Source organism: Cryobacterium sp. PAMC25264 (assembly GCF_019443325.1).
Classification (GTDB): domain Bacteria; phylum Actinomycetota; class Actinomycetes; order Actinomycetales; family Microbacteriaceae; genus Cryobacterium.
This window is the reverse complement of record NZ_CP080383.1, coordinates 2595995-2614643: the sequence shown is the minus strand read 5'-3', so window position 1 is coordinate 2614643 and position 18649 is coordinate 2595995. Positions and strand designations below refer to the sequence as shown.

The 18649-nt window shown below is 69.6% G+C and carries 16 protein-coding genes, 2 pseudogenes and 1 riboswitch; of the genes and pseudogenes, 14 read left to right on the top strand and 4 right to left on the bottom strand.

All coding sequences use genetic code 11. The features are described 5' to 3' along the window. The first annotated feature begins 59 nt into the window (after positions 1-59). From KY500_RS12130 to KY500_RS12095, 8 genes and pseudogenes are all read left to right on the top strand, one after another. On the top strand, positions 60-3128 hold the full coding sequence (locus KY500_RS12130) for a Na+/H+ antiporter subunit A (protein WP_219900794.1): 3069 nt from the start codon (positions 60-62) through the stop codon (positions 3126-3128). Further along, entirely contained in the window at positions 3125-3667 is a 543-nt protein-coding gene (locus KY500_RS12125; protein WP_219900793.1) for a sodium:proton antiporter, read from the top strand. Before KY500_RS12130 ends, KY500_RS12125 begins: the two co-directional genes overlap by 4 nt. Continuing rightward, positions 3664-5222: pseudogene (locus tag KY500_RS12120) on the top strand (Na+/H+ antiporter subunit D). Before KY500_RS12125 ends, KY500_RS12120 begins: the two are co-directional and overlap by 4 nt. After that, positions 5219-5872: a Na+/H+ antiporter subunit E gene (locus KY500_RS12115; protein WP_219900792.1), complete on the top strand. Its 654-nt coding sequence runs from the start codon at positions 5219-5221 to the stop codon at positions 5870-5872. The pseudogene KY500_RS12120 and the gene KY500_RS12115 overlap by 4 nt, the downstream one beginning before the upstream one ends. Then, on the top strand, positions 5869-6141 hold the full coding sequence (locus tag KY500_RS12110; RefSeq protein WP_084021193.1) for a monovalent cation/H+ antiporter complex subunit F: 273 nt from the start codon (positions 5869-5871) through the stop codon (positions 6139-6141). The genes KY500_RS12115 and KY500_RS12110 overlap by 4 nt, the downstream gene beginning before the upstream one ends. Continuing rightward, positions 6138-6476, top strand: coding sequence for a monovalent cation/H(+) antiporter subunit G (gene mnhG, locus KY500_RS12105; RefSeq protein ID WP_066597443.1), 339 nt, complete (start codon positions 6138-6140; stop codon positions 6474-6476). Before KY500_RS12110 ends, mnhG begins: the two co-directional genes overlap by 4 nt. Positions 6477-6481: 5 nt before the next feature. Then, positions 6482-6571, top strand: a riboswitch (ZMP/ZTP riboswitch). A 15-nt stretch (positions 6572-6586) separates the two neighbouring features. Then, the gene (gene glyA / locus KY500_RS12100; protein ID WP_219900791.1) at positions 6587-7900 is read left to right on the top strand and encodes a serine hydroxymethyltransferase; all 1314 of its coding nucleotides are present in this window, start codon (positions 6587-6589) and stop codon (positions 7898-7900) included. A gap of 161 nt (positions 7901-8061) precedes the next feature. Next, a complete protein-coding gene (locus tag KY500_RS12095) occupies positions 8062-8946 on the top strand; it encodes a bifunctional methylenetetrahydrofolate dehydrogenase/methenyltetrahydrofolate cyclohydrolase (protein WP_219900790.1) in 885 nt (294 codons plus the stop codon). Between the two features lie 78 nt (positions 8947-9024). Here the strand turns inward: KY500_RS12095 and KY500_RS12090 are convergent, their stop codons facing one another. Next, positions 9025-9558 (bottom strand): gamma carbonic anhydrase family protein, encoded by a 534-nt coding sequence (locus tag KY500_RS12090; protein WP_219900789.1) that lies wholly within the window; start codon positions 9556-9558, stop codon positions 9025-9027. Positions 9559-9755: 197 nt separating this feature from the next. Between KY500_RS12090 and KY500_RS12085 the strand changes: the two genes are divergently transcribed. After that, the gene (locus tag KY500_RS12085) at positions 9756-10238 is read left to right on the top strand and encodes a YbaK/EbsC family protein (RefSeq protein ID WP_219900788.1); all 483 of its coding nucleotides are present in this window, start codon (positions 9756-9758) and stop codon (positions 10236-10238) included. Positions 10239-10281: 43 nt separating this feature from the next. Here the strand turns inward: KY500_RS12085 and KY500_RS12080 are convergent, their stop codons facing one another. From KY500_RS12080 to galT, 3 genes are all read right to left on the bottom strand, one after another. Next, entirely contained in the window at positions 10282-10785 is a 504-nt protein-coding gene (locus KY500_RS12080) for a hypothetical protein (protein WP_219900787.1), read from the bottom strand. Positions 10786-10962: 177 nt separating this feature from the next. Beyond that, on the bottom strand, positions 10963-12123 hold the full coding sequence (gene galK, locus KY500_RS12075; protein WP_219900786.1) for a galactokinase: 1161 nt from the start codon (positions 12121-12123) through the stop codon (positions 10963-10965). After that, positions 12120-13337, bottom strand: coding sequence for a galactose-1-phosphate uridylyltransferase (gene galT / locus KY500_RS12070; protein ID WP_219900785.1), 1218 nt, complete (start codon positions 13335-13337; stop codon positions 12120-12122). Before galT ends, galK begins: the two co-directional genes overlap by 4 nt. An 85-nt stretch (positions 13338-13422) precedes the next feature. Between galT and KY500_RS12065 the strand changes: the two genes are divergently transcribed. The 5 genes and pseudogenes from KY500_RS12065 to KY500_RS12045 all read left to right on the top strand — a co-directional run bounded on the left by KY500_RS12065 (position 13423) and on the right by KY500_RS12045 (position 18348). Then, positions 13423-14250: a DeoR/GlpR family DNA-binding transcription regulator gene (locus KY500_RS12065; protein ID WP_219900784.1), complete on the top strand. Its 828-nt coding sequence runs from the start codon at positions 13423-13425 to the stop codon at positions 14248-14250. 14 nt (positions 14251-14264) lie between these two features. Beyond that, positions 14265-15211 (top strand): annotated as a pseudogene (locus tag KY500_RS19805) (aldose 1-epimerase family protein). A gap of 75 nt (positions 15212-15286) precedes the next feature. Then, positions 15287-16603 carry a DUF445 domain-containing protein gene (locus KY500_RS12055; protein ID WP_219900783.1) on the top strand — a complete coding sequence of 439 codons (1317 nt, stop codon included), beginning with the start codon at positions 15287-15289 and terminating at the stop codon, positions 16601-16603. 50 nt (positions 16604-16653) lie between these two features. Beyond that, positions 16654-17256, top strand: coding sequence for a hypothetical protein (locus tag KY500_RS12050; RefSeq protein WP_219900782.1), 603 nt, complete (start codon positions 16654-16656; stop codon positions 17254-17256). Between the two features lie 84 nt (positions 17257-17340). Then, complete coding sequence (locus KY500_RS12045; protein WP_219900781.1) at positions 17341-18348, top strand: serine hydrolase; 1008 nt, start codon at positions 17341-17343, stop codon at positions 18346-18348. The last annotated feature ends 301 nt before the right edge of the window (positions 18349-18649 follow it).

Sequence of the window (18649 nt, the reverse complement as noted above, 5' to 3'; positions counted from 1 at the left end):
TGAATAGCGACACTCTGACCGTAGAGACGACACTCTTTCGTAGAGAGCCGGGAGGCCGCATGGCGACAATCCTCCTGGTTTTCTTGCTTGTTTCCGTGCTGACTCCCACGCTCACCCGGCTGCTCGGTTTGCGCGTTTTTTACGTGGTCGCCGTTCTGCCCGCGATCGCGTTCGGCTACACCCTCACGCAGACCAGCACGGTCGCCGCCGGCGGGGCCGCCACCGAGAGTCTCCCGTGGATCCCGTCGCTCGGCATCAGCCTGTCCTTCCGGGTGGATGCGCTCGCCTGGCTGCTCGCCCTCGTCGTGACCGGTGTCGGCGCCCTGGTGCTCATCTATTGCGCCCGCTACTTCGACGCCGACGAGCCGAGCCTTGGCCGGTTCGCTGCGCTGCTGCTGGCCTTCGCCGGAACCATGTACGGGCTCGTCACCGCCGACGACATCCTGGTCATGTTCATGTTCTGGGAGATCACCAGCGTGCTCTCCTACCTGCTGATCGGGCATTACACCACCAAGCGGGAAAGTCGCGGTGCCGCCCTGCAGGCCCTGCTGGTGACCACCTTCGGTGGCCTGGTGATGCTGATCGGTGTCGTGATGATCTCCGTCGACGCCGGCACCACCTCGCTGGCCGCGATCGTGGCGAACCCCTCCGGTACGCCGGTCGCCATCTGGGCGGTGCTGCTGATCCTCGTCGGCGCCCTGTCGAAGTCCGCGCTCATCCCGTTCCACTTCTGGCTGCCGGCCGCGATGGCCGCACCCACTCCGGTGAGCGCCTACCTGCACGCCGCCGCCATGGTGAAGGCCGGCATCTACCTCACCGCCCGCTTCGCACCCGGCTACGCCGACTCACCCGGCTGGCTTCCGGTCCTGGTGACCATCGGCGTGTGGACCATGCTCGTGGGCGCCTGGCGTTCGCTGCGCCAGCACGACATCAAGCTGATGCTCGCCTACGGCACCGTCAGCCAGCTCGGCTTCCTCATGGTGGTCGTGGGCTTCGGCACCCGCGATGCCGCCCTCGCCGGGGTGGCGCTGCTTCTCGCGCATGCGCTGTACAAGGCGACCCTGTTCCTCGTGGTCGGTATCATCGACCATCGCGCCGGCACCCGCGACTGGCGCAAGCTCTCCGGCATCGGTCGCCGTGAACCAGCCCTCGCCGCGATCGCGCTCATCGCCGTCGCGTCGATGGCCGGGCTCCCGCCGCTCCTCGGCTTCGTGGCCAAGGAATCCGTTTTCACCGCATTCCTCGAAGCCGGCCAGTCCGGCGACGGCTGGGGCTGGATCGCCCTGGCCGGCACCGCGGTCGGGTCGGTGCTCACGGTCGCCTACAGCGCCAAGTTCTTCTGGGGCGCGTTCGGCACCCGCCCGTCGATCAGCGACACCCCGATGCACTCCAGCCGGTGGGATTTCATGCTGGCCCCCGGCATCCTCACCGTCGCCACGATCGTGCTCGGACCGTTCATCTTCCTGCTCGACCCGGTGCTCGCCCAATACGCCGACACCATGCCCGGCGAGGGCGAGGCGCACCTCATGCTGTGGCACGGTTTCGAACCGGCGCTGTTGCTCAGCATCGTGGTCGTGGTCCTCGGCCTGGTCATCTTCTGGCAGCGCAAGCGTGTGGCCCGCTGGCAGGCCACCGTGCCCGCCTGGGTGGACGCCGGTCACGGCTATGGCCACACCGTGCGTTTCGTCGACAAGATCGCCGCCCGCACCACCCACCTCGCCCAGAGGGGCGGCCTGCCGCAGTACCTCTCGACCATCCTCGTGGTGTTCGTGCTGGCCCTCGGCGCGGTTTCCTTCGTCAACCGCACCTGGCCCGACGCCGTGGTGCTCTGGGACTACCCGGCCCAGGTCATCATCGGCCTGGTCATGATCATCGCCTCCGTGATGGCCGCCCGGGTCGGGCAGCGGATGACCGCGGTGCTACTGGCCGGCGTCACCGGTTACGGGCTGGTCGCCCTGTTCGCCTTCCACGGCGCCCCCGACCTGGCGCTCACCCAGGCGCTCGTCGAGTCGATCACCCTCGTGGTGGTGGTCCTCGTGTTGCGCCGCCTGCCCAGCCGCATCGCCCAGCACAACCGGCCCATGCACCGCCGCCGTCGCGCCCTCATCGGTATCCTGGTGGGCCTGACCATGGGCACCATCGCCGTCATCGCGCTCGGCGCCCGCCAATGGCCCGACATGGCCAAGGACCTGGCCCGGTTGGCCGTCGTGGAGGGCCACGGCAACAACATCGTCAACGTCATGCTCGTCGACATCCGCGCCTGGGACACCATGGGCGAGATCTCGGTGCTCATCGTCGTGGCCACCGGTGTTGCCAGCCTGCTGTTCGTGTCCGGCCGCAGCGAGCAGATGCCGCGCCTGCGGGAGTCCCGCAAGCGTCGCGAGCCGAAGAACCGTCGCCGCATCGTGGCCGACCCGCACGCGAGCTCCGCCGGCCGTGCCGTGACCCGGCAGTCCTGGCTGCTCGGTGGGCGCACCCAGTCTCCCGAGAACCGCTCGATCATGATCGAGGTGCTCGTCCGGCTCCTGTTCCACCCCGCGATCGTCGTGTCGATCTACCTGCTCTTCGCCGGCCACAACCTGCCCGGCGGCGGCTTCGCCGGCGGCCTCCTGGCCGGCCTGGCCCTCGTGGCCCGCTACTTGGCCGGCGGCCGGTACGAGCTGGGCGAAGCGGTGCCCATCGACCCGGGCAAGATCCTCGGACTCGGCGTGGTGCTCGCCGTCGGAACCGCCGTCGGTTCGATCTTCGTCTCGGGCACCCCGCTCGAATCCGCGTACTTCCAGGCCGACGTGCCGCTGCTCGGGCACCTCTCCTTCGGCACCTCCAGCATCTTCGACATCGGGGTGTACCTCGTTGTGATCGGCCTGAGCCTGGACATCCTGCGCAGCCTCGGCAGCGAAATCGACCGGCAGAGCGAGCTCGACGAACCGGGTGACGACGACCCGGACCAGCCGATTCCCGCCATCGGCAACGCCTCCAGCGACGCCGGCGACGCCATGGGTTTCGATGCCTCGTCCGAGTGGACCCCCGCCGAGGCCCCGGCGCCGGGCACCGGACCTGAGACCGCACCGATCACCCAGCCCGCCGACACGGCGGAAGACACCGCACCGGCAGGAGGCACCCGATGAGCGCCTCCCTGACCCTCGTGATCGTCATGGCCGCGATGTACGCCGCGGGCATCTACATCATGCTCGAACGCAGCCTCACCCGGGTGCTGATCGGATTCCTGCTGGTGGGCAACGCCACCAACCTGCTGATCTTCATCATGAGCGGACGCCCCGGCAGTTCGCCGATCGTCACGGGCACGTCCCTGGACGACACCATGGTCGACCCGCTGCCGCAGGTGCTGATGCTCACCGCCATCGTGATCAACTTCGGCATCACCGCCCTGCTGCTCGCCCTGATCTACCGCTCCTGGTGGCTGGCCCAGCTCGGCGACGAGGGCGACACCCTCACCGACGAGCACGCCGCCGAGACCAGCGAAGATTCCGAACTCACCTTCCGCTCCTCCACCGACGACGAGGCCGCCGTGCAGGCGTCGCTGGACGCCAGTGAGGACGGCAGCGACGACGACAGCTCAGCTGTCGACGCGACCGACCGCTCCGACGAACGCGAACCCGCCACCGGCGACGCCGCGCGCACCGACCGCGAGGGCGGCACCCGATGAACGTACTCGTGCCCCTCGTCGTCGCCATCCCGCTTCTCGGCGCCGCCCTCGCGATCGCACTCGGCCGCCGCTCCCGCTACCAGGTTGCCGTGAGCGTGCTCACGCTCTCCGCGGTCGTCGTGATCAGCAGCGTCCTGTTGGTGCTCGTCGACCAGAACGGCCCGGCCGTGGTGAATGTGGGCGGCTGGCAGCCACCGTTCGGCATCGTGCTCGTCGTGGACCGGCTATCGGCCATCATGCTTCTGGTGTCGGCCCTGATGCTGCTCGGCGTTCTGCTCTTCGCCGTGGGCCAGGGCATCGTCGACAGCAACCGGGAGACCCCGGTGTCGATCTTCCACCCCACCTACCTGGTGCTGTCGGCCGGACTGTTCAACGCTTTCATCGCCGGTGACCTGTTCAACATGTACGTGGGCTTCGAGATGCTGCTCTCGGCCAGTTATGTGCTGCTCACCCTCGGCGGCACGGGTGCGCGCATCCGGGCCGGTGTCACGTACATCGTCGTCAGCCTGATCTCGTCGATCCTGTTCCTGTCCGCGATCGCGCTCATCTACGGTGCGACCGGAACCGTGACGCTGGCGCTGCTGGCCGAGCGCATCCCGCTGCTGCCCGGGGACGTGCAGATGATTCTCGGGCTCATGCTGCTCATCGCCTTCAGCGTGAAGGCGGCGGTGTTCCCGCTGTCGTTCTGGCTGCCGGATTCGTACCCCACCGCGCCGGCCCCGGTCACCGCAGTGTTCGCTGGCCTGCTCACCAAGGTGGGCGTGTACGCCATCCTGCGTACTCAGACGCTGCTGTTTCCCGACAACCAGTTCTCGCTGCCGTTGATGATCGTGGCGCTGCTCACCATGGTGATCGGCATCTTCGGTGCTCTCGCCCAGGCCGACATCAAACGGTTGCTCTCGTTCACGCTGGTGAGCCACATCGGCTACATGATCTTCGGCATCGCCCTGGGCACCGAGGCGGCGATCGCGGCCACGATCTTCTACGTGGTGCATCACATCATGATCCAGACCACGCTGTTCCTCTGCGCCGGACTCATCGAACGCATCGGCGGCACCACCTCGCTGGCCCGCTTGGGCGGGATGCTCAAGGCCGCGCCGCTGGTCGCCGTCTTGTTCTTCATCGGAGCGCTCAACCTCGGCGGCATCCCGCCGTTCTCCGGGTTCCTGGGCAAGGTGGCCCTGTTCGACGCGGGTGTGCAGGTGGGCGGCGCCCTCAGCTACGTGCTGCTGGCCGGGGAGCAGCCACCTCGCTGCTCACCCTGTACGCGCTGGCCCGCGCCTGGAACATGGCGTTCTGGCGGCCGCGACGGGATGTGGAGAACTACGACTCCGCCGTGCTCGACGCCCTGCAGGACGACCCGCACGACGAGGGCACGGTCACCACCAAGACCACCTCCGCCCTGATGACCGCCGCGACCGCCACCATGCTCGCCCTCACGGTGAGCCTGACGATCTTCGCCGGCCCGGCGTTCGAGCTGGCCACCCGCGCCGCCGCGAACATCTCTGACCCGGCGGTCTACATCGATGCCGTCTTCCCGGGAGGCACCCCGTGAGCAGCGTGCGCGAACGCCTCGGCGGACTGATCAGCCAGCTGCCACTGTTCCTCGGCCTGGTGCTGCTCTGGTCGTTGCTCTGGGGCACGTTCTCCTGGCTGAACCTCGTCACCGGCGCGGTGTTCGCGGCCGTGGTCTCCGTCGTGTTCTACCTGCCAGCGGTGCAGCTCAGCGGCCGGTTCAACCCGTGGCGCAGCGTCTGGCTGTTCGTCAAGCTGATCTGGGACATCGTGCGGGCATCCGTGGATGTGTCCTGGCTCGCCCTCGGCCCGCGGTACACCGCGAGTAACGCGATCCTCGCCGTGCACCTGCGCACCCGCAGCGACCTGATCCTCACTTGGACCGCCGTGGCCACCTCGATCGTGCCGGGCTCCATCGTGGTGGACATCGAGCGGGTCGACTCGACCCTGTACCTGCACGTCATCAACATGCACAACGAGGTGGAGGTCGACGCCTTCCGCGCCCGGGTGCTCGCGACCGAGCGTCGTATCGTGATGGCCTTCGGCTCGCGCGAAGACGTGGAGCGGGTCTGCCAGGTGCGCGCCGACGAGCACCGCAGCGACGGCGCCCCCGGCGCCCCGGGCCCGCACGACCCGCGCGGCCCCGGCACACACTCCTCCACCGATCCCGAGAACGGAGCCACCGCATGACCCCCATGGACATCGTTGCCATCGTCGCCGGAATCCTCTTCGGCGCCGGCGCCCTGGCCGCCGTCTACCGCATCATCCGTGGACCGAGCGTGCTCGACCGGGTGATCGCCTCCGACGTGCTCGTGGCCACCATCATCTGCGCCCTGGGCGCCGAGATGGCGTTCAACCGGCACACCGACAATCTGCCAGTGCTGCTCGTGCTGGCGCTCTTCGCGGTGCTCGGCTCGCTCAGCGTGGCCCGGTTCCTGCCCGGACGGGACCGCGCATGAGCGCCGTCTGGAGCGACGTGGTCACCGCCGTCCTGGTGCTGCTCGCCGCCGTGATGTGCCTGGCCGCCGGCGTCGGCCTGCTCCGGTTCCCCGACGTGCTCACCCGGCTGCACTCGGCCACGAAGCCCCAGATCCTCGGCCTGATGGCGGTCACCCTCGACATCGCCGTGACGAACTTCAGCGTCGGCACCGTCACCCTCGTCGTCGCGATCGTGCTGTTCCAGTCGCTCACCGCGCCCATGGCGGCGCACCTGGTGGCCCGTGCCGCGTACCAGACCGACCACCTGCGGCCGGATTTGCTGGTGCTCGACGAGCTCCGGGACGCACGCGGCTGATAGTATGGCCGAGTCGCAACTGGCGTAGCACGAAAGATGGGTCACCATCGGGGAGCGACTGACACGGTTAGTGGCCGCACGCCTGGGCCACGACACATCCATCTATATGTATGAGGAGTTTTCCCGTGTCCGACACTGTGCTCACCAGTTCCGTACCCTCCACTTTCAACGACTCCCTCGAGGTCGTCGACCCCGAGATCGCCGCGATCCTCGAGCTCGAGCTCGGTCGCCAGCGCGACTACCTCGAGATGATCGCCAGCGAGAACTTCGTGCCCCGCGCCATCCTGCAGTCGCAGGGCTCGGTACTCACCAACAAGTACGCCGAGGGCTACCCGGGCCGCCGATACTACGGCGGCTGCGAGTATGTCGACGTGGCCGAGCAGCTCGCCATCGACCGCGCCAAGAGCCTCTTCGGCGCCGAGTACGCGAACGTGCAGCCGCACTCCGGTGCCACCGCCAACGCCGCGGTGCTCTCCGCCATCGCCACCCCCGGCGACACCATCCTGGGCCTGGAGCTCGCGCACGGCGGCCACCTCACCCACGGCATGAAGCTCAACTTCTCCGGCAAGCTGTACAACCCGGTCGCCTACGGCGTCGACCCGCAGACCTTCCGCGTCGACATGGACGTGGTGCGCGACAAGGCCCTCGAGCACAAGCCGCAGGTCATCATCGCCGGCTGGTCGGCCTACCCCCGCCAGCTCGACTTCGCCGCATTCCGCGCCATCGCCGACGAGGTGGGCGCCAAGCTCTGGGTCGACATGGCACACTTCGCCGGCCTCGTCGCCGCAGGCCTCCACCCGTCACCGGTGCCCTACGCCGACGTCGTGTCCAGCACCGTGCACAAGACCCTCGCCGGCCCGCGCTCGGGCTTCATCCTCTCCCGCGACACCGCGCTGGCGAAGAAGCTCAACTCCAACGTCTTCCCCGGCCAGCAGGGCGGCCCGCTCATGCACGTCATCGCTGCCAAGGCCACCGCGTTCAAGCTTGCCGCGACCCCCGAGTTCAAGGAACGCCAGGAGCGCACCCTTCGCGGCGCCCGGATCCTCGCCGACCGGCTCACCGCCGACGACTCGCGCGCCGCGGGCATCGACGTGCTCACCGGCGGCACCGACGTGCACCTGGTGCTCGCCGACCTCCGCAACTCCGAGATCAACGGCCAGCAGGCCGAAGACGCGCTGCACGAGGTGGGCATCACCGTCAACCGCAACTCGGTGCCGTTCGACCCGCGCCCGCCGATGGTCACCTCCGGCCTCCGCATCGGCACGCCCGCCCTGGCCACCCGCGGCTTCGGCGACGCCGAGTTCACCGTGGTGTCCGACGTCATCGCCGAGGCGCTCAAGCCCGGCGCCGACATCCCCGCGCTCCGCGCCCGGGTGAAGGGCCTCACCGACGCGTTCCCGCTCTACCCCGGTCTGGCCCAGTAGGTCTTTCGGGTGCTGACGGATGCGCCCACCGCCGTGAACGCATCCGTCACCACCCGCACCCGGCATCACCCGCGCACCAGGTGCGCCGGGTCGATGCGCGTTCGGCGTGGTCCTGCCGCACTCCGGCACCCGCGCAGCACCACCGACAGATCGGATTTCGCATGACCGCACTCACCCTCGACGGCGTCGCCACCGCGACCCAGGTCAAGCTCGAACTCACCGAGCGCGTCCGCGCGCTGGCCGCGCACGGCATCATGCCGGGCCTCGGTACCCTGCTCGTCGGCGACGACCCGGGCTCCCGCTCCTACGTGGCCGGCAAGCACCGCGACTGCGCCGAGGTGGGCATCGAGTCCATCCGCATCGACCTGCCCGGCTCCGCCACCTCGGCGGATGTGCGCGCCGCGATCGCCGACCTCAACGCCGCCCGTGAGGTGACCGGCTACATCATCCAGCTGCCGCTGCCCGTCGGCCACAACGAGAACGCCATGCTCGAACTGATGGACCCGGCCAAGGACGCTGACGGCCTGCACCCCACCAACCTGGGCCGCCTGGTGCTGGGCATCGAGGGCGAGCTCGACTCGCCGCTGCCGTGCACCCCCGCCGGCATCGTGGAACTCCTGCGCCGCTACGAGGTGCCCATCGCCGGCAAGAACGTCGTCGTGATCGGCCGCGGCCTCACCGTGGGCCGCCCGCTGGGTCTGCTCTTCACCCGCAAGGGCCTGGACGCCACCGTCACCCTCACCCACTCCCGCACGGTCGACCTGGCCGGCGAGGTGCGTCGCGCCGACATCGTCGTGGCCGCCGTGGGCGTGCCGCACCTGGTGCAGGCCGACTGGATCAAGCCCGGCGCCGCCGTGCTCGACGTGGGCATCACCCGCGTGCAGAACCCGGAGACCGGCAAGGGCGTGCTCACCGGAGACGTGCACCCCGACGTCGCCTCGGTGGCCGGCCACCTCTCGCCGAACCCCCGCGGCGTGGGCCCGATGACCCGCGCCATGCTCCTCGCGAACGTCGTCAAGGCCTCCGAGCGCCTCCTCAACCCCTAGCCCCCTTCCGCGAACTGTGAGCTAAGCCCCAAAATCGGCCCGATTCTGGTGCTTAAGTCACAGTTCGCGGGGGGTGGGTCAGGTCGCGAGGCGGTGCAGGGCCGCGTGGCCGAGGTAGCTTTCGGCGTTGTGACGGATGCCGTCGATCTCGTCGGCGGTGAGCTCGCGTCGCACCTTGCCCGGCACGCCGGCCACGAGGGAGCCCGGCGGCACGATGGTGCCCTCGAGCACCACGGCCCCGGCGGCCACGAGCGACCCGGCGCCGATGACGGCCCCGTTGAGCACGGTGGCGGCCATGCCGATCAGGGCGCCGTCCTCGACGGTGCAGCCGTGAAGCACAGCGCCATGGCCCACCGAAACGTCGCGGCCGACGATCAGCGGGAAGCCGCCGTCAACGTGGCAGGAGACGTTGTCCTGCAGATTGGAGCCCGCCCCGATACGGATCGGTTCGACCTCGGCACGCAATACCGCGTTGTACCAGACGCTGGCGTGCTCGGCAAGGCTCACGTTGCCCACCAGGACGGCGCCGGCGGCGACGAACGCGCTCTGGGCCACGTGCGGCCCCGGACGGTCGGGCAGGATGATGAGGCGGGCGGCGCTGTCGGCGGTCATGGCTCCACCCTAGTTGCGCATCCGTCGCTCACCCCTGCCCTGCTCGCAGGCGTACGACGCGGCGAAAAAAGGAGAAAGTGAGCTATAAAGGACAGAATTCGACATTTCGTCCTGTTTATCGACCTTTGTCCTTTCTTGCGGTCGAGCCTCAGACCTGGCGACGTGCGCGGGCGGATGCTGCGCTTTAGGATTCAGGGATGGTGAACACCGCGCATCCGGCCGTCGAGCGAGTGCGCCTGGCGCTGAACGCGCAGGGTGTCGACCCCGAGATCAGGTGGTTCGACGACGCGGCCACCACTGCGTCCGCCGCGGCCGCCGCATTGGGCATCGAGGTGGGTGCCATCGCGAACTCGCTGATCTTCACGCTCGACGGCGCGCCGCTGCTGGTGTTGACCTCCGGGGCGCACCGGGTGGACACCGCCTGGCTGGGGGAGCGCCTCGGCGGCAGCATCGGCCGAGCCGCCAAGGACCTCGTGAAGGAAGCCACCGGGCAGGTCATCGGGGGCGTCGCGCCGCTCGGGCATCCGTCGCCGATTCGCACCCTGGTCGACGAGGATCTCGCCGGCTACCCGGTGGTTTGGGCGGCCGCGGGCCACGCGCACACTGTGTTCCCCACCACGTTCGCCGAGCTCCTGCGCATCACCGGGGGCACCTCCACGCCGGTGGTTCCGCCGCAGTAGCGGGGTCCAGACCACGCTGGGTCAGGGTGCTCGAACGGAGACCCTAGTCGGGGGCATCTCGGCGCAAGCGCTCCATATGCTCGAGCTGTTCGGCACTGAGCTGACCCAGGAGTCGCTCCAGCGACTGGGCCTGCCGTTCACGCTTGAGGTCCTGCATGGCCTCAGCGAGGGTTCGGCGGAGCATCGTCCGGAGACGGTCCGAGCCATGGTCGTATCGATTCGCGGGCACTAGGAAATCGATGAAGGCGCCGACCATGCTCAACTGCGCCTCGCGCAGCAGGAAGTCCGGCACGAGATAGGGCGGCATGAGGAAACCCGGGAGGGCTGCAGTCAGCAGTGTCGACGAGAACAGTCGACAGGCCGCACCCTCCGGCGCGAACTCGCGCTCAGCGGCCAGCAAGGTCAGTTCCTCGGCGGTGAGAAGGTCTGCGGCGCCGGCTTCCAGGTAGGCGCGAAGGCCGACCTCGATCTGAGCGACACGAACGCGTTTCACGCCGGTGCTCCGTCGGGTGCACACGCCGAAAACGGTCAGGATGGCGTCGTCCATGCTGAGAAGTGGCTTGTCCATGCGGCTATCGTGAGCCGCACCACCGACACTCCGGGCACCCGGACACTCACGTGCGCACTTCCCGCCCTCGTGAGCGACACGAAGGCGGGAAGCACGAGCACGAGCACGAGCACGCGGACGCGGCGCAGGTGCCGGCGAACGGATGCAGCCGGCCGGCTAGGACAGGCGGGCCGCCCCGGCCGCGGCGCGCACGACGAACATGTCGGGGGCGGTGAAACCGGCGGCCGTGAAGGCCTCGGACACGGCCTGCTGCACCGCGGGGATCAACGCATGCGGGGTGAGCGCGATGGCCGAGCCGCCGAAGCCGCCACCGGTCATCCGGGCGCCGAGGGCTCCGGCAGCGCGAGCCGTGTCCACGGCCAGGTCGAGCTCGGCGACCGAGATCTCGAAGTCGTCGCGCATCGAGGCGTGTGACGCGTCGAGCAGCGTGCCGATGGCACCGGGGCCCTCCTCGCGCAGCACCCGCACGGTGTCGAGCACGCGCTGGTTCTCGGTGAGGATGTGCCGCACCCGGCGGAAGGTCTCGTCGTCGAGCGTCGTGGCGGCGCGGGGTAGGTCATCCACCGTGAGGTCGCGCAGCGACGGGACCCCCATCAGCCGGGCCCCGGTCTCGCAGGACGCGCGGCGTGAGGCGTAGCCGCCCGTCGCGTGCGCGTGGCTGACCTTGGTGTCGATGACGAGGAGTTCGAGGCCGGCGTCGTCGAAGCCGAGGGGGATGACCTCGGATTCGAAGCTGCGGCAGTCCAGGAACACGGCCGAGTCGGTCTCGCCGAGCAGCGACGCCGACTGGTCGAGGATGCCCGTTGGCGCGCCGACGACCTCGTTTTCGGCCAGCTGGCCCACCCGCACGAGCACCTGCTTGTCGAAGCCGAGGTTCCAGACCTCGTCCAGGGCCACGGCGGTGGCGCACTCGATCGCGGCGGAGGAGGACAGCCCGGCGCCGATCGGCACATCGGAGTCGATGAAGATGTCGAAGCCGGTCACGGCAGACAGGTCGGCGCCCTTCTGGCCGAGCGCCCACGCCACGCCGAGCGGATACGCCGACCAGCCCGACACGGTCTCGGGGGAGAGGTCGTCGAGCGAGATCTCCACGATCTCCTCGGTGAAGGAGCTGGCGACCCGGAGCATCCGGTCGTCGCGGAGCGTGAGGGCGACCACAGCACGACGGTTGATGGCGAAGGGGAACACAAAACCGTCGTTGTAGTCGGTGTGCTCGCCGATCAGGTTGACCCGGCCGGGGCCGAACCACAGGCCGGCCGGCTCGCGGTCGAACCGGTCGCGGAAGCCGCTCGTGGTGCTCGGGGTGCTGTCGTTCACGAGTGGGCCTTTCCGGTGCTGCTGTCGGTGGAGTCTGCGGAGGCGGAGGCGGCATCGGCGGCCGCATCCGCTGCATCCGAGCGCGCGATCGCCGCGCGGATGTTGTCGGCCGCCTGCTCCGGCGTGACGTCGCCGATCCAGGCGCCCATGGCGGCCTCGGAGCCGGCCAGGAACTTCAGTTTGTCCTCGGCCCGGCGCGGGCTGGTGAGCTGCAGCATCAGACGGATGTCGTCGCGGTGCACGTTGACCGGCGCCTGGTGCCACGCGCCGATGTATGGCGTGGGCGTGGAGTAGAGCTGGTCGATGCCGCGCAGCAGGCGGCGGTAGAGCACCGCGAGCTCGTCGCGCTCGGCCAGGGTGGTGCCGGCGAAGTCGGCCACGTGGCGGTGCGGCAGCATGTGCACTTCGACGGGCCAGCGCGCGGCGAACGGCACAAACGCCGTCCAGTGCTCACCCCGCAGGATGACCCGGTCGCCGGCCTGCTCGCTTTCCAGGATGTCGGCGAACAGGGTGGGACCGTAGCTCTCGATCGAGTCGATCAGGCGCTGGGTGCGCGGGGTGACGTACGGGTAGGAGTAGATCTGGCCGTGCGGGTGGTGCAGCGTGACGCCGATGGCCTCGCCGCGGTTCTCGAACGGGAACACCTGCTCGATGCCCGGCATCTGCGAGAGCTTGTGGGTGCGCTCGGCCCAGGCTTCGATCACGGTGCGGGCGCGGGTGACCGAGAGGCTGCCGAACGAACCCTCGGTGGCGGGGCTGAAGCAGACTACCTCGCAGCGGCCGACCGAGGTGCGGATGCGCCCCAGCCCGATCGTGCGCAGGTCGTCGAGTCCGGTGGGCGCGTCGTCATCGGTGAGCAGGGGCCCGAACGAGGGCGACTTGTTCTCGAACACGGCCACGTCGTAGTTGCTGGGCACCTCAGAGGGGTTCTCCGGCGTGGACGGCGCGAGCGGGTCGAGGTGCGCCGGCGGCAGGAACACCCGGTTCTGCCGGGCCGCGGCGATGGAGACCCACTCGCCGCTGAGCGGGTCCTGGCGCATGCGCGCGTTCGCCGGGCGCGGAGCGAGGTCGCGCAGGTCGGGGGCCCGGTCGGGCGAGAGCGTGGTGTCGGGGTCATCGAAGTAGATGAGGTCGCGACCGTCCGCGAGGGTGTGCGGGTGACGCGCGATGCCGGCGTCGGCGACGAAGTCTGGGGTGTGGGTGAGGTCAGTCATGGCGGGATCAACGCTAGTCGATTTGCGCAACCGAAACCAGTGCTTGCGTATTGAAAAGATAGAGAAACTAAGTGAAGATGAGGACATGGCCTCAGTCGAACATCCGCCCGACCGTGATGCCCTGCCCGCGCACCAGCGCCGGGAGCAGATTCAGCGGCTCGTCGACGCTCGCGGTTTCGTGCGCGTCAGTGAACTCAGCGATACCTTCGGCGTCTCCGGGGTCACCGCCCGCGCCGACCTCGACCAGCTCGAGAGCACCGGCACTCTGATGCGCATCCACGGCGGCGCGGTGCCGGCCGGCATCTCCACCACCAGCCGGCCCGACCGGGAGTTCTCCTTCGAGGAGGCCCTGGCGTCGTCGGTGGTGCCCAAGCAGCAGGTCGGCGGGCTCGCCGCCTCGTTGGTTTCGAGTGGGCAGAGCGTGATCCTCGACGTGGGCACCACTACCCTGGCCGTGGCCCGGGCGCTCGTGGCCCGCACCGACCTCACCGACGTCGTCGTCATCACCAACGGCCTGAGCATCGCCCTCGCCCTGGAGGCGGCCATCCCACGGTTCACCGTGATCGTCACCGGCGGTTCGCTCCGGCCGCTGCAGCACTCGCTCGTCGACCCGCTCGCGGCCACCGTGCTCAGCCAGGTGCACGCCGACCTGGCCTTCATCGGCTGCAACGGCGTCGACGTGGACGGCGGGGTCACCAACATCAACCTGCCGGAGGCCGGCGTGAAGACCCTCATGCTCGCCGCCGCGGCGCGCGCGATCATTGTGGCCGACGGTGCCAAACTAGGGCAGGTGCACCTGGGCCGGATCGGTCCGCTTGCCGCCTTCGACACCCTGGTGACGGATGCGGCCGCCGACCCGCTCACCCTGGCCCCGCTCCGCGAGGCCGGTCTCGCCGTGCTCCAGCCGAGCTGATCCGAAAGACACCCATGCCGCTTGCCGCCGCCACCGGAACCCAGTACGCCCTTGTCTGCGCCACCCCGCAGGGCCTGGCGACCGCGACGGTCACGGAGGTCGCCGGAGGCCTCCGTGAATATGCGCTGGACGGCATCGACCTGGTGGAGGGCTTCGGCCCGGACACGGTACCGCCCCTCGGCGCCGGCACGGTGCTGATGCCCTGGCCCAACCGCATCCGCGACGCGATCTGGACCCAGAACGGCGTGCGGCACCTGCTGGCGATCACCGAGCCGGCACTGATGAACGCCATCCACGGTCTCCTCGCCGTCACGGCCTACCGCCTGGTCGCACAGACCGACAACGCGGTGACCCTGGCCGCCACGGTCTACCCGCAAGCCGGCTACCCGTATCAGCTCGACACCACGGTCACCTACACCCTCACGGTCGACGGCCTGGCCGTGACCACGGTATCCGCAACGTCGGTACAGCGGATGCCCCGGTGGCCCTCGGCACCCACCCGTACCTGAAGATCGGCGATGTGCCCACCGGCGACCTGGTGCTGCGGCTCGCGGCCGGTACCCACATCGACGTGGATGCCCGGCTCAACCCGGTGGGCGTCAGCGATGTGGCCGGCACCCGCTTCGACCTACGCGACGGAGCCCGGGTGGCCGACCTCGACCTCGACGACGGCTTCGGCGGCGTGCTCGTTCAGAACGGCCGCGGCGAGCACTCGCTGACCGCCCCCGACGGCCGCCGCGTCACCCTGTGGGGCGACGAGAACATGGCCTACGTGCAGGCGTTCACACCGCGCAACTTCCCCGTGCGCAGCGGCGACTCCGTGCGGATCGGCCAGGCCGTCGCGATCGAGCCGATGACCGCGCCGGCGGATGCGTTCAACTCCGGCCAGGGCCTACGCTGGCTGGCCCCTGGCGAGGAATGGGTCGTTCGCTGGGGAATCGCCCCGACGGGTTTCGCGTAACTGAGAAACCCGGCCTAGGGTGGCGGGAGCGCCGCGCTTCGGGCGGCCCCGGATCGACGAGGAACGACCAGACCCATGGCAGCACCGTCCCTGACCTCACCCACCCTGACCGGGCCCGGCCCCCGGGCGCCCCTGAGCGCACCGGACGAGGCACGCCGGGTGGCGCTCGTGGAAATGAAGCGGCTGGCCCTCGGCCTGCTGCTGGCGATGACACTGATCTTCGCCGTGTCGTTCGCCCTCGAAGAGCGCTACCCGTGGCTTGAGTACGTGCGCGCCGCCGCCGAGGGCGGCATGGTGGGCGCCATCGCCGACTGGTTCGCGGTCACGGCCCTGTTCCGGTATCCGCTCGGGCTGCGCATCCCGCACACCAACATCATCGCCAACCGCAAAGACGAGATCGGCGCGAGCCTCGGCGAGTTCGTGGAGTCCAATTTCCTCTCCGACGCCGTCGTGCGAGGCAAGCTCGAGTCCATCGGGGTGTCCAGGCGGCTCGGCGCCTGGCTGGTGCAGCCGGCCAACGCGCAGCGGCTCACCGACGAGATCGCGCACGCCGGTTCGGGGCTGCTCGACCTGCTCAGCGACGACGAGATCAAGAATCTCCTCGAGGGCGTCGCGCGTGAGCACCTGCTGCGGCCAGAGTGGGGACCGAGCCTCGGCCGGCTGGGGGAGCACCTGGTGGCGTCCGGCCGGCACCACGCCGCCGTGGACCTGCTGCTCGACAAGGCGCACAGTTGGCTGACCGCGCACCCCGAGGCGTTCGGCGAGTCCGTCTCCACCCGGCTGCCACGCTGGCTGCCCGGCTTCGTGGGCGAGATGGTCGACGACAAGGCCTACCGCGAGGTGCTCGCGTTCGTGTCGACGGTGCAGCGCGAGCCGGAACATCCGTTGCGCGGAGCCATCGACCGGTACCTGGCCGAGCTGATGGCCGACCTGCAGTTCGACGACACCATGATCGAGCGCGTGGAGGTACTCAAGCTCGAACTGGTCGACAACGCCAAGCTGCGCGAATTCGCCGGGGATGCCTGGGAGTCGCTCAAGGCGTCGCTGCTGGCGGCGCTGGCCGACCCGGACAGTGCCGAGCGCGCCGGCGTGCAGTCGACGGTGCTCGACGTGGGATCCAGGCTCGTGGCCGACCGGTCGCTGGGCGCGCGTATCGATCGGTGGCTCGCCGACACCGCCGGGTACGTGCTGCAGAAGTACCGGCACGAGATCGCCGGCGTGATCACCGAGACTGTGGAGCGCTGGGACCCGGCCGAAACCACCGAGAAGATCGAGCTGCAGGTGGGCAAGGACCTGCAGTTCATCCGTATCAACGGCACCGTCGTCGGCGCGCTGGCCGGTCTGCTGATCTTCGCGCTGGCCCAGGGCGCCCTGGTGTTGTTCGGCGGCTGACGGGAGTCGCCGCCCGCGACACGGTCCGTCCGGTGAGCCATACTTAAACCGTGAACACCGGCTCTACCGAACCCGGGGGTGGCACTGCCCCGGCTTCCGGTGCGCCCTCCACTGCCCGCATCGTCGACGAGGGCATGCTGATCGCCCTCTCCGCGGTGCGGATGGCCGTGAAGAACGGCATCATCGTGGGCGCCCTGCGCGACCACAGCGACTATGACCCCGAGCGTTACGCCGCGCTGGCCCGGCACGAACTCGAACACGTAGCCCAGGAGAACGACGAGGACTCCACCCGGGTCGAGCGGCTCGGCTCGTACCTGGCCCGCACGACCGGGGCGGGCAAGAGCCGCGAGCTGGAGAACAAACGCCGCGACGTGGTGCGCCTCGGCCGGCGCCGCACCCTGCACGACCACGTCGCGGAGCGGCTGCGAGAGTTCGCCGCGGACGAGAGCCGGGTGACCGACCTCGTCGCGAAGGCCCACGCGGATGCCCTGCAGGAGATCAACGACGCCCTCTCCGCCCGGCTCCTCGCCCAGCGCATCGACCCCCGCCAGCCCGGCTACCAGGCCGTGCGGGCCGAACGGATGCGCGCCGTCGCGGCGATCGACCTCGCCAAGCTGGCGAAGACCGCCCGGCACCCCGGCCGGACCGGCTGAGTTTCGCGCAGGCAGCCCCCATGCGGCCCGGGGCATCCGTCGCAGCGGCACCGCGGCCCGCTGCCCGTTCGCTACGCTCGAAGGGTGGATACCCAGGCGATACAGACTTTTCTCGACGACAGCGATTTCTCCGGTGTGGTGTTGGTGCGTGACGGCGACCGCACCATCTTCGAGGCGGCCCGCGGCTTCGCCACCCCGCGCTGGCAGGTGCCCAACACCCTCGACACCCGCTTCGACACCGCGTCGATCACCAAGCTCTTCACCAGCGTCGCCGTACTGCAGCAGGTCGACGCCGGTCGGCTCGACCTCGAGGCCTCGATCCACGAGTACGTCGACCTCGCCGGCAGCACCATCGGCACCGACGTCACCCTGCTGCACCTGCTCACGCACACGAGCGGCATCGCCGACGACGTCGACGAGGAGGCGGGCGAGAGCTACGCCGACTTCTGGGCCCAGACGCCCAACTACTCGCTCATCGAGACCCGCGACTACCTGCCGCTGTTCAGCCAGAAGCTGCCGCTGGCCGCGCCGGGTGTGGAGTGCGTGGACTGCAACGTCGGCTACATCCTCGCCGGCCTCGCCGTGGAGAAGGTCTCCGGACTCGGCTACCGCGACTACGTGCGCGAGGAGATCTTCGCCCGCTCCGGCATGACCGACTCCGGGTTCTTCGACCGCCGCGACGGCGTCGAACGGGTCGCAGAGGGCTGGGACCGCCGCGAGGACGGCAGCTGGGTCTCGAATATCTACAGCTCCCCGGCGATCGGTTCGCCCGACAGCGGCGCCCACGCCACCGCCGGCGACCTGATGAACTTCCTCAACGCCGTGCGCGGCGGGCAGCTGCTCTCCAAGGAATACACCGACGAGTTCTTCACCCCGCAGGTGGCTTACGACGACGACGTGAAGTACGGCTTCGGCCTGGAGTTCGACCTCAACGAGAACGGCTCGGTGCGCTCGTACTACAAGGACGGCGTCAACGCCGGCGCCAGCGGCATCCTGCGGCACTACCCCACCTCGGGTCTGGACGTCGTGGTGCTCAGCAACGCCGAAGAGGGTGCCTGGGACCTCGTGGTCGAGCTCGACGCCCAGTTCTAACCGCCCGTCCCGACCGCTGCGCGGGTCGGGCGCCGCTGCGCGGGTGTCCCGCCGGTGGGTGACGGGCCCCGGATGGGGACGCGCGGGTCGGGCGCCGGTTCGCGGGTGGCGTGCCGCGGGCGTTGTGGCGTGGTGCCCGCGGATCTCGGCTTTGCGGGGGCACCGCGGGTTAGGCGCCGCTGCGCGGGTCTCGTCCGGTGGGTAACGGAACCGGGTGCCGGGTTCGGGTGCGGGATGCGGGTGCTTGGTAGCGGATGGGGACGCGCGGGTCGGGCGCCGGTTCGCGGGTGGCGTGCCGCGG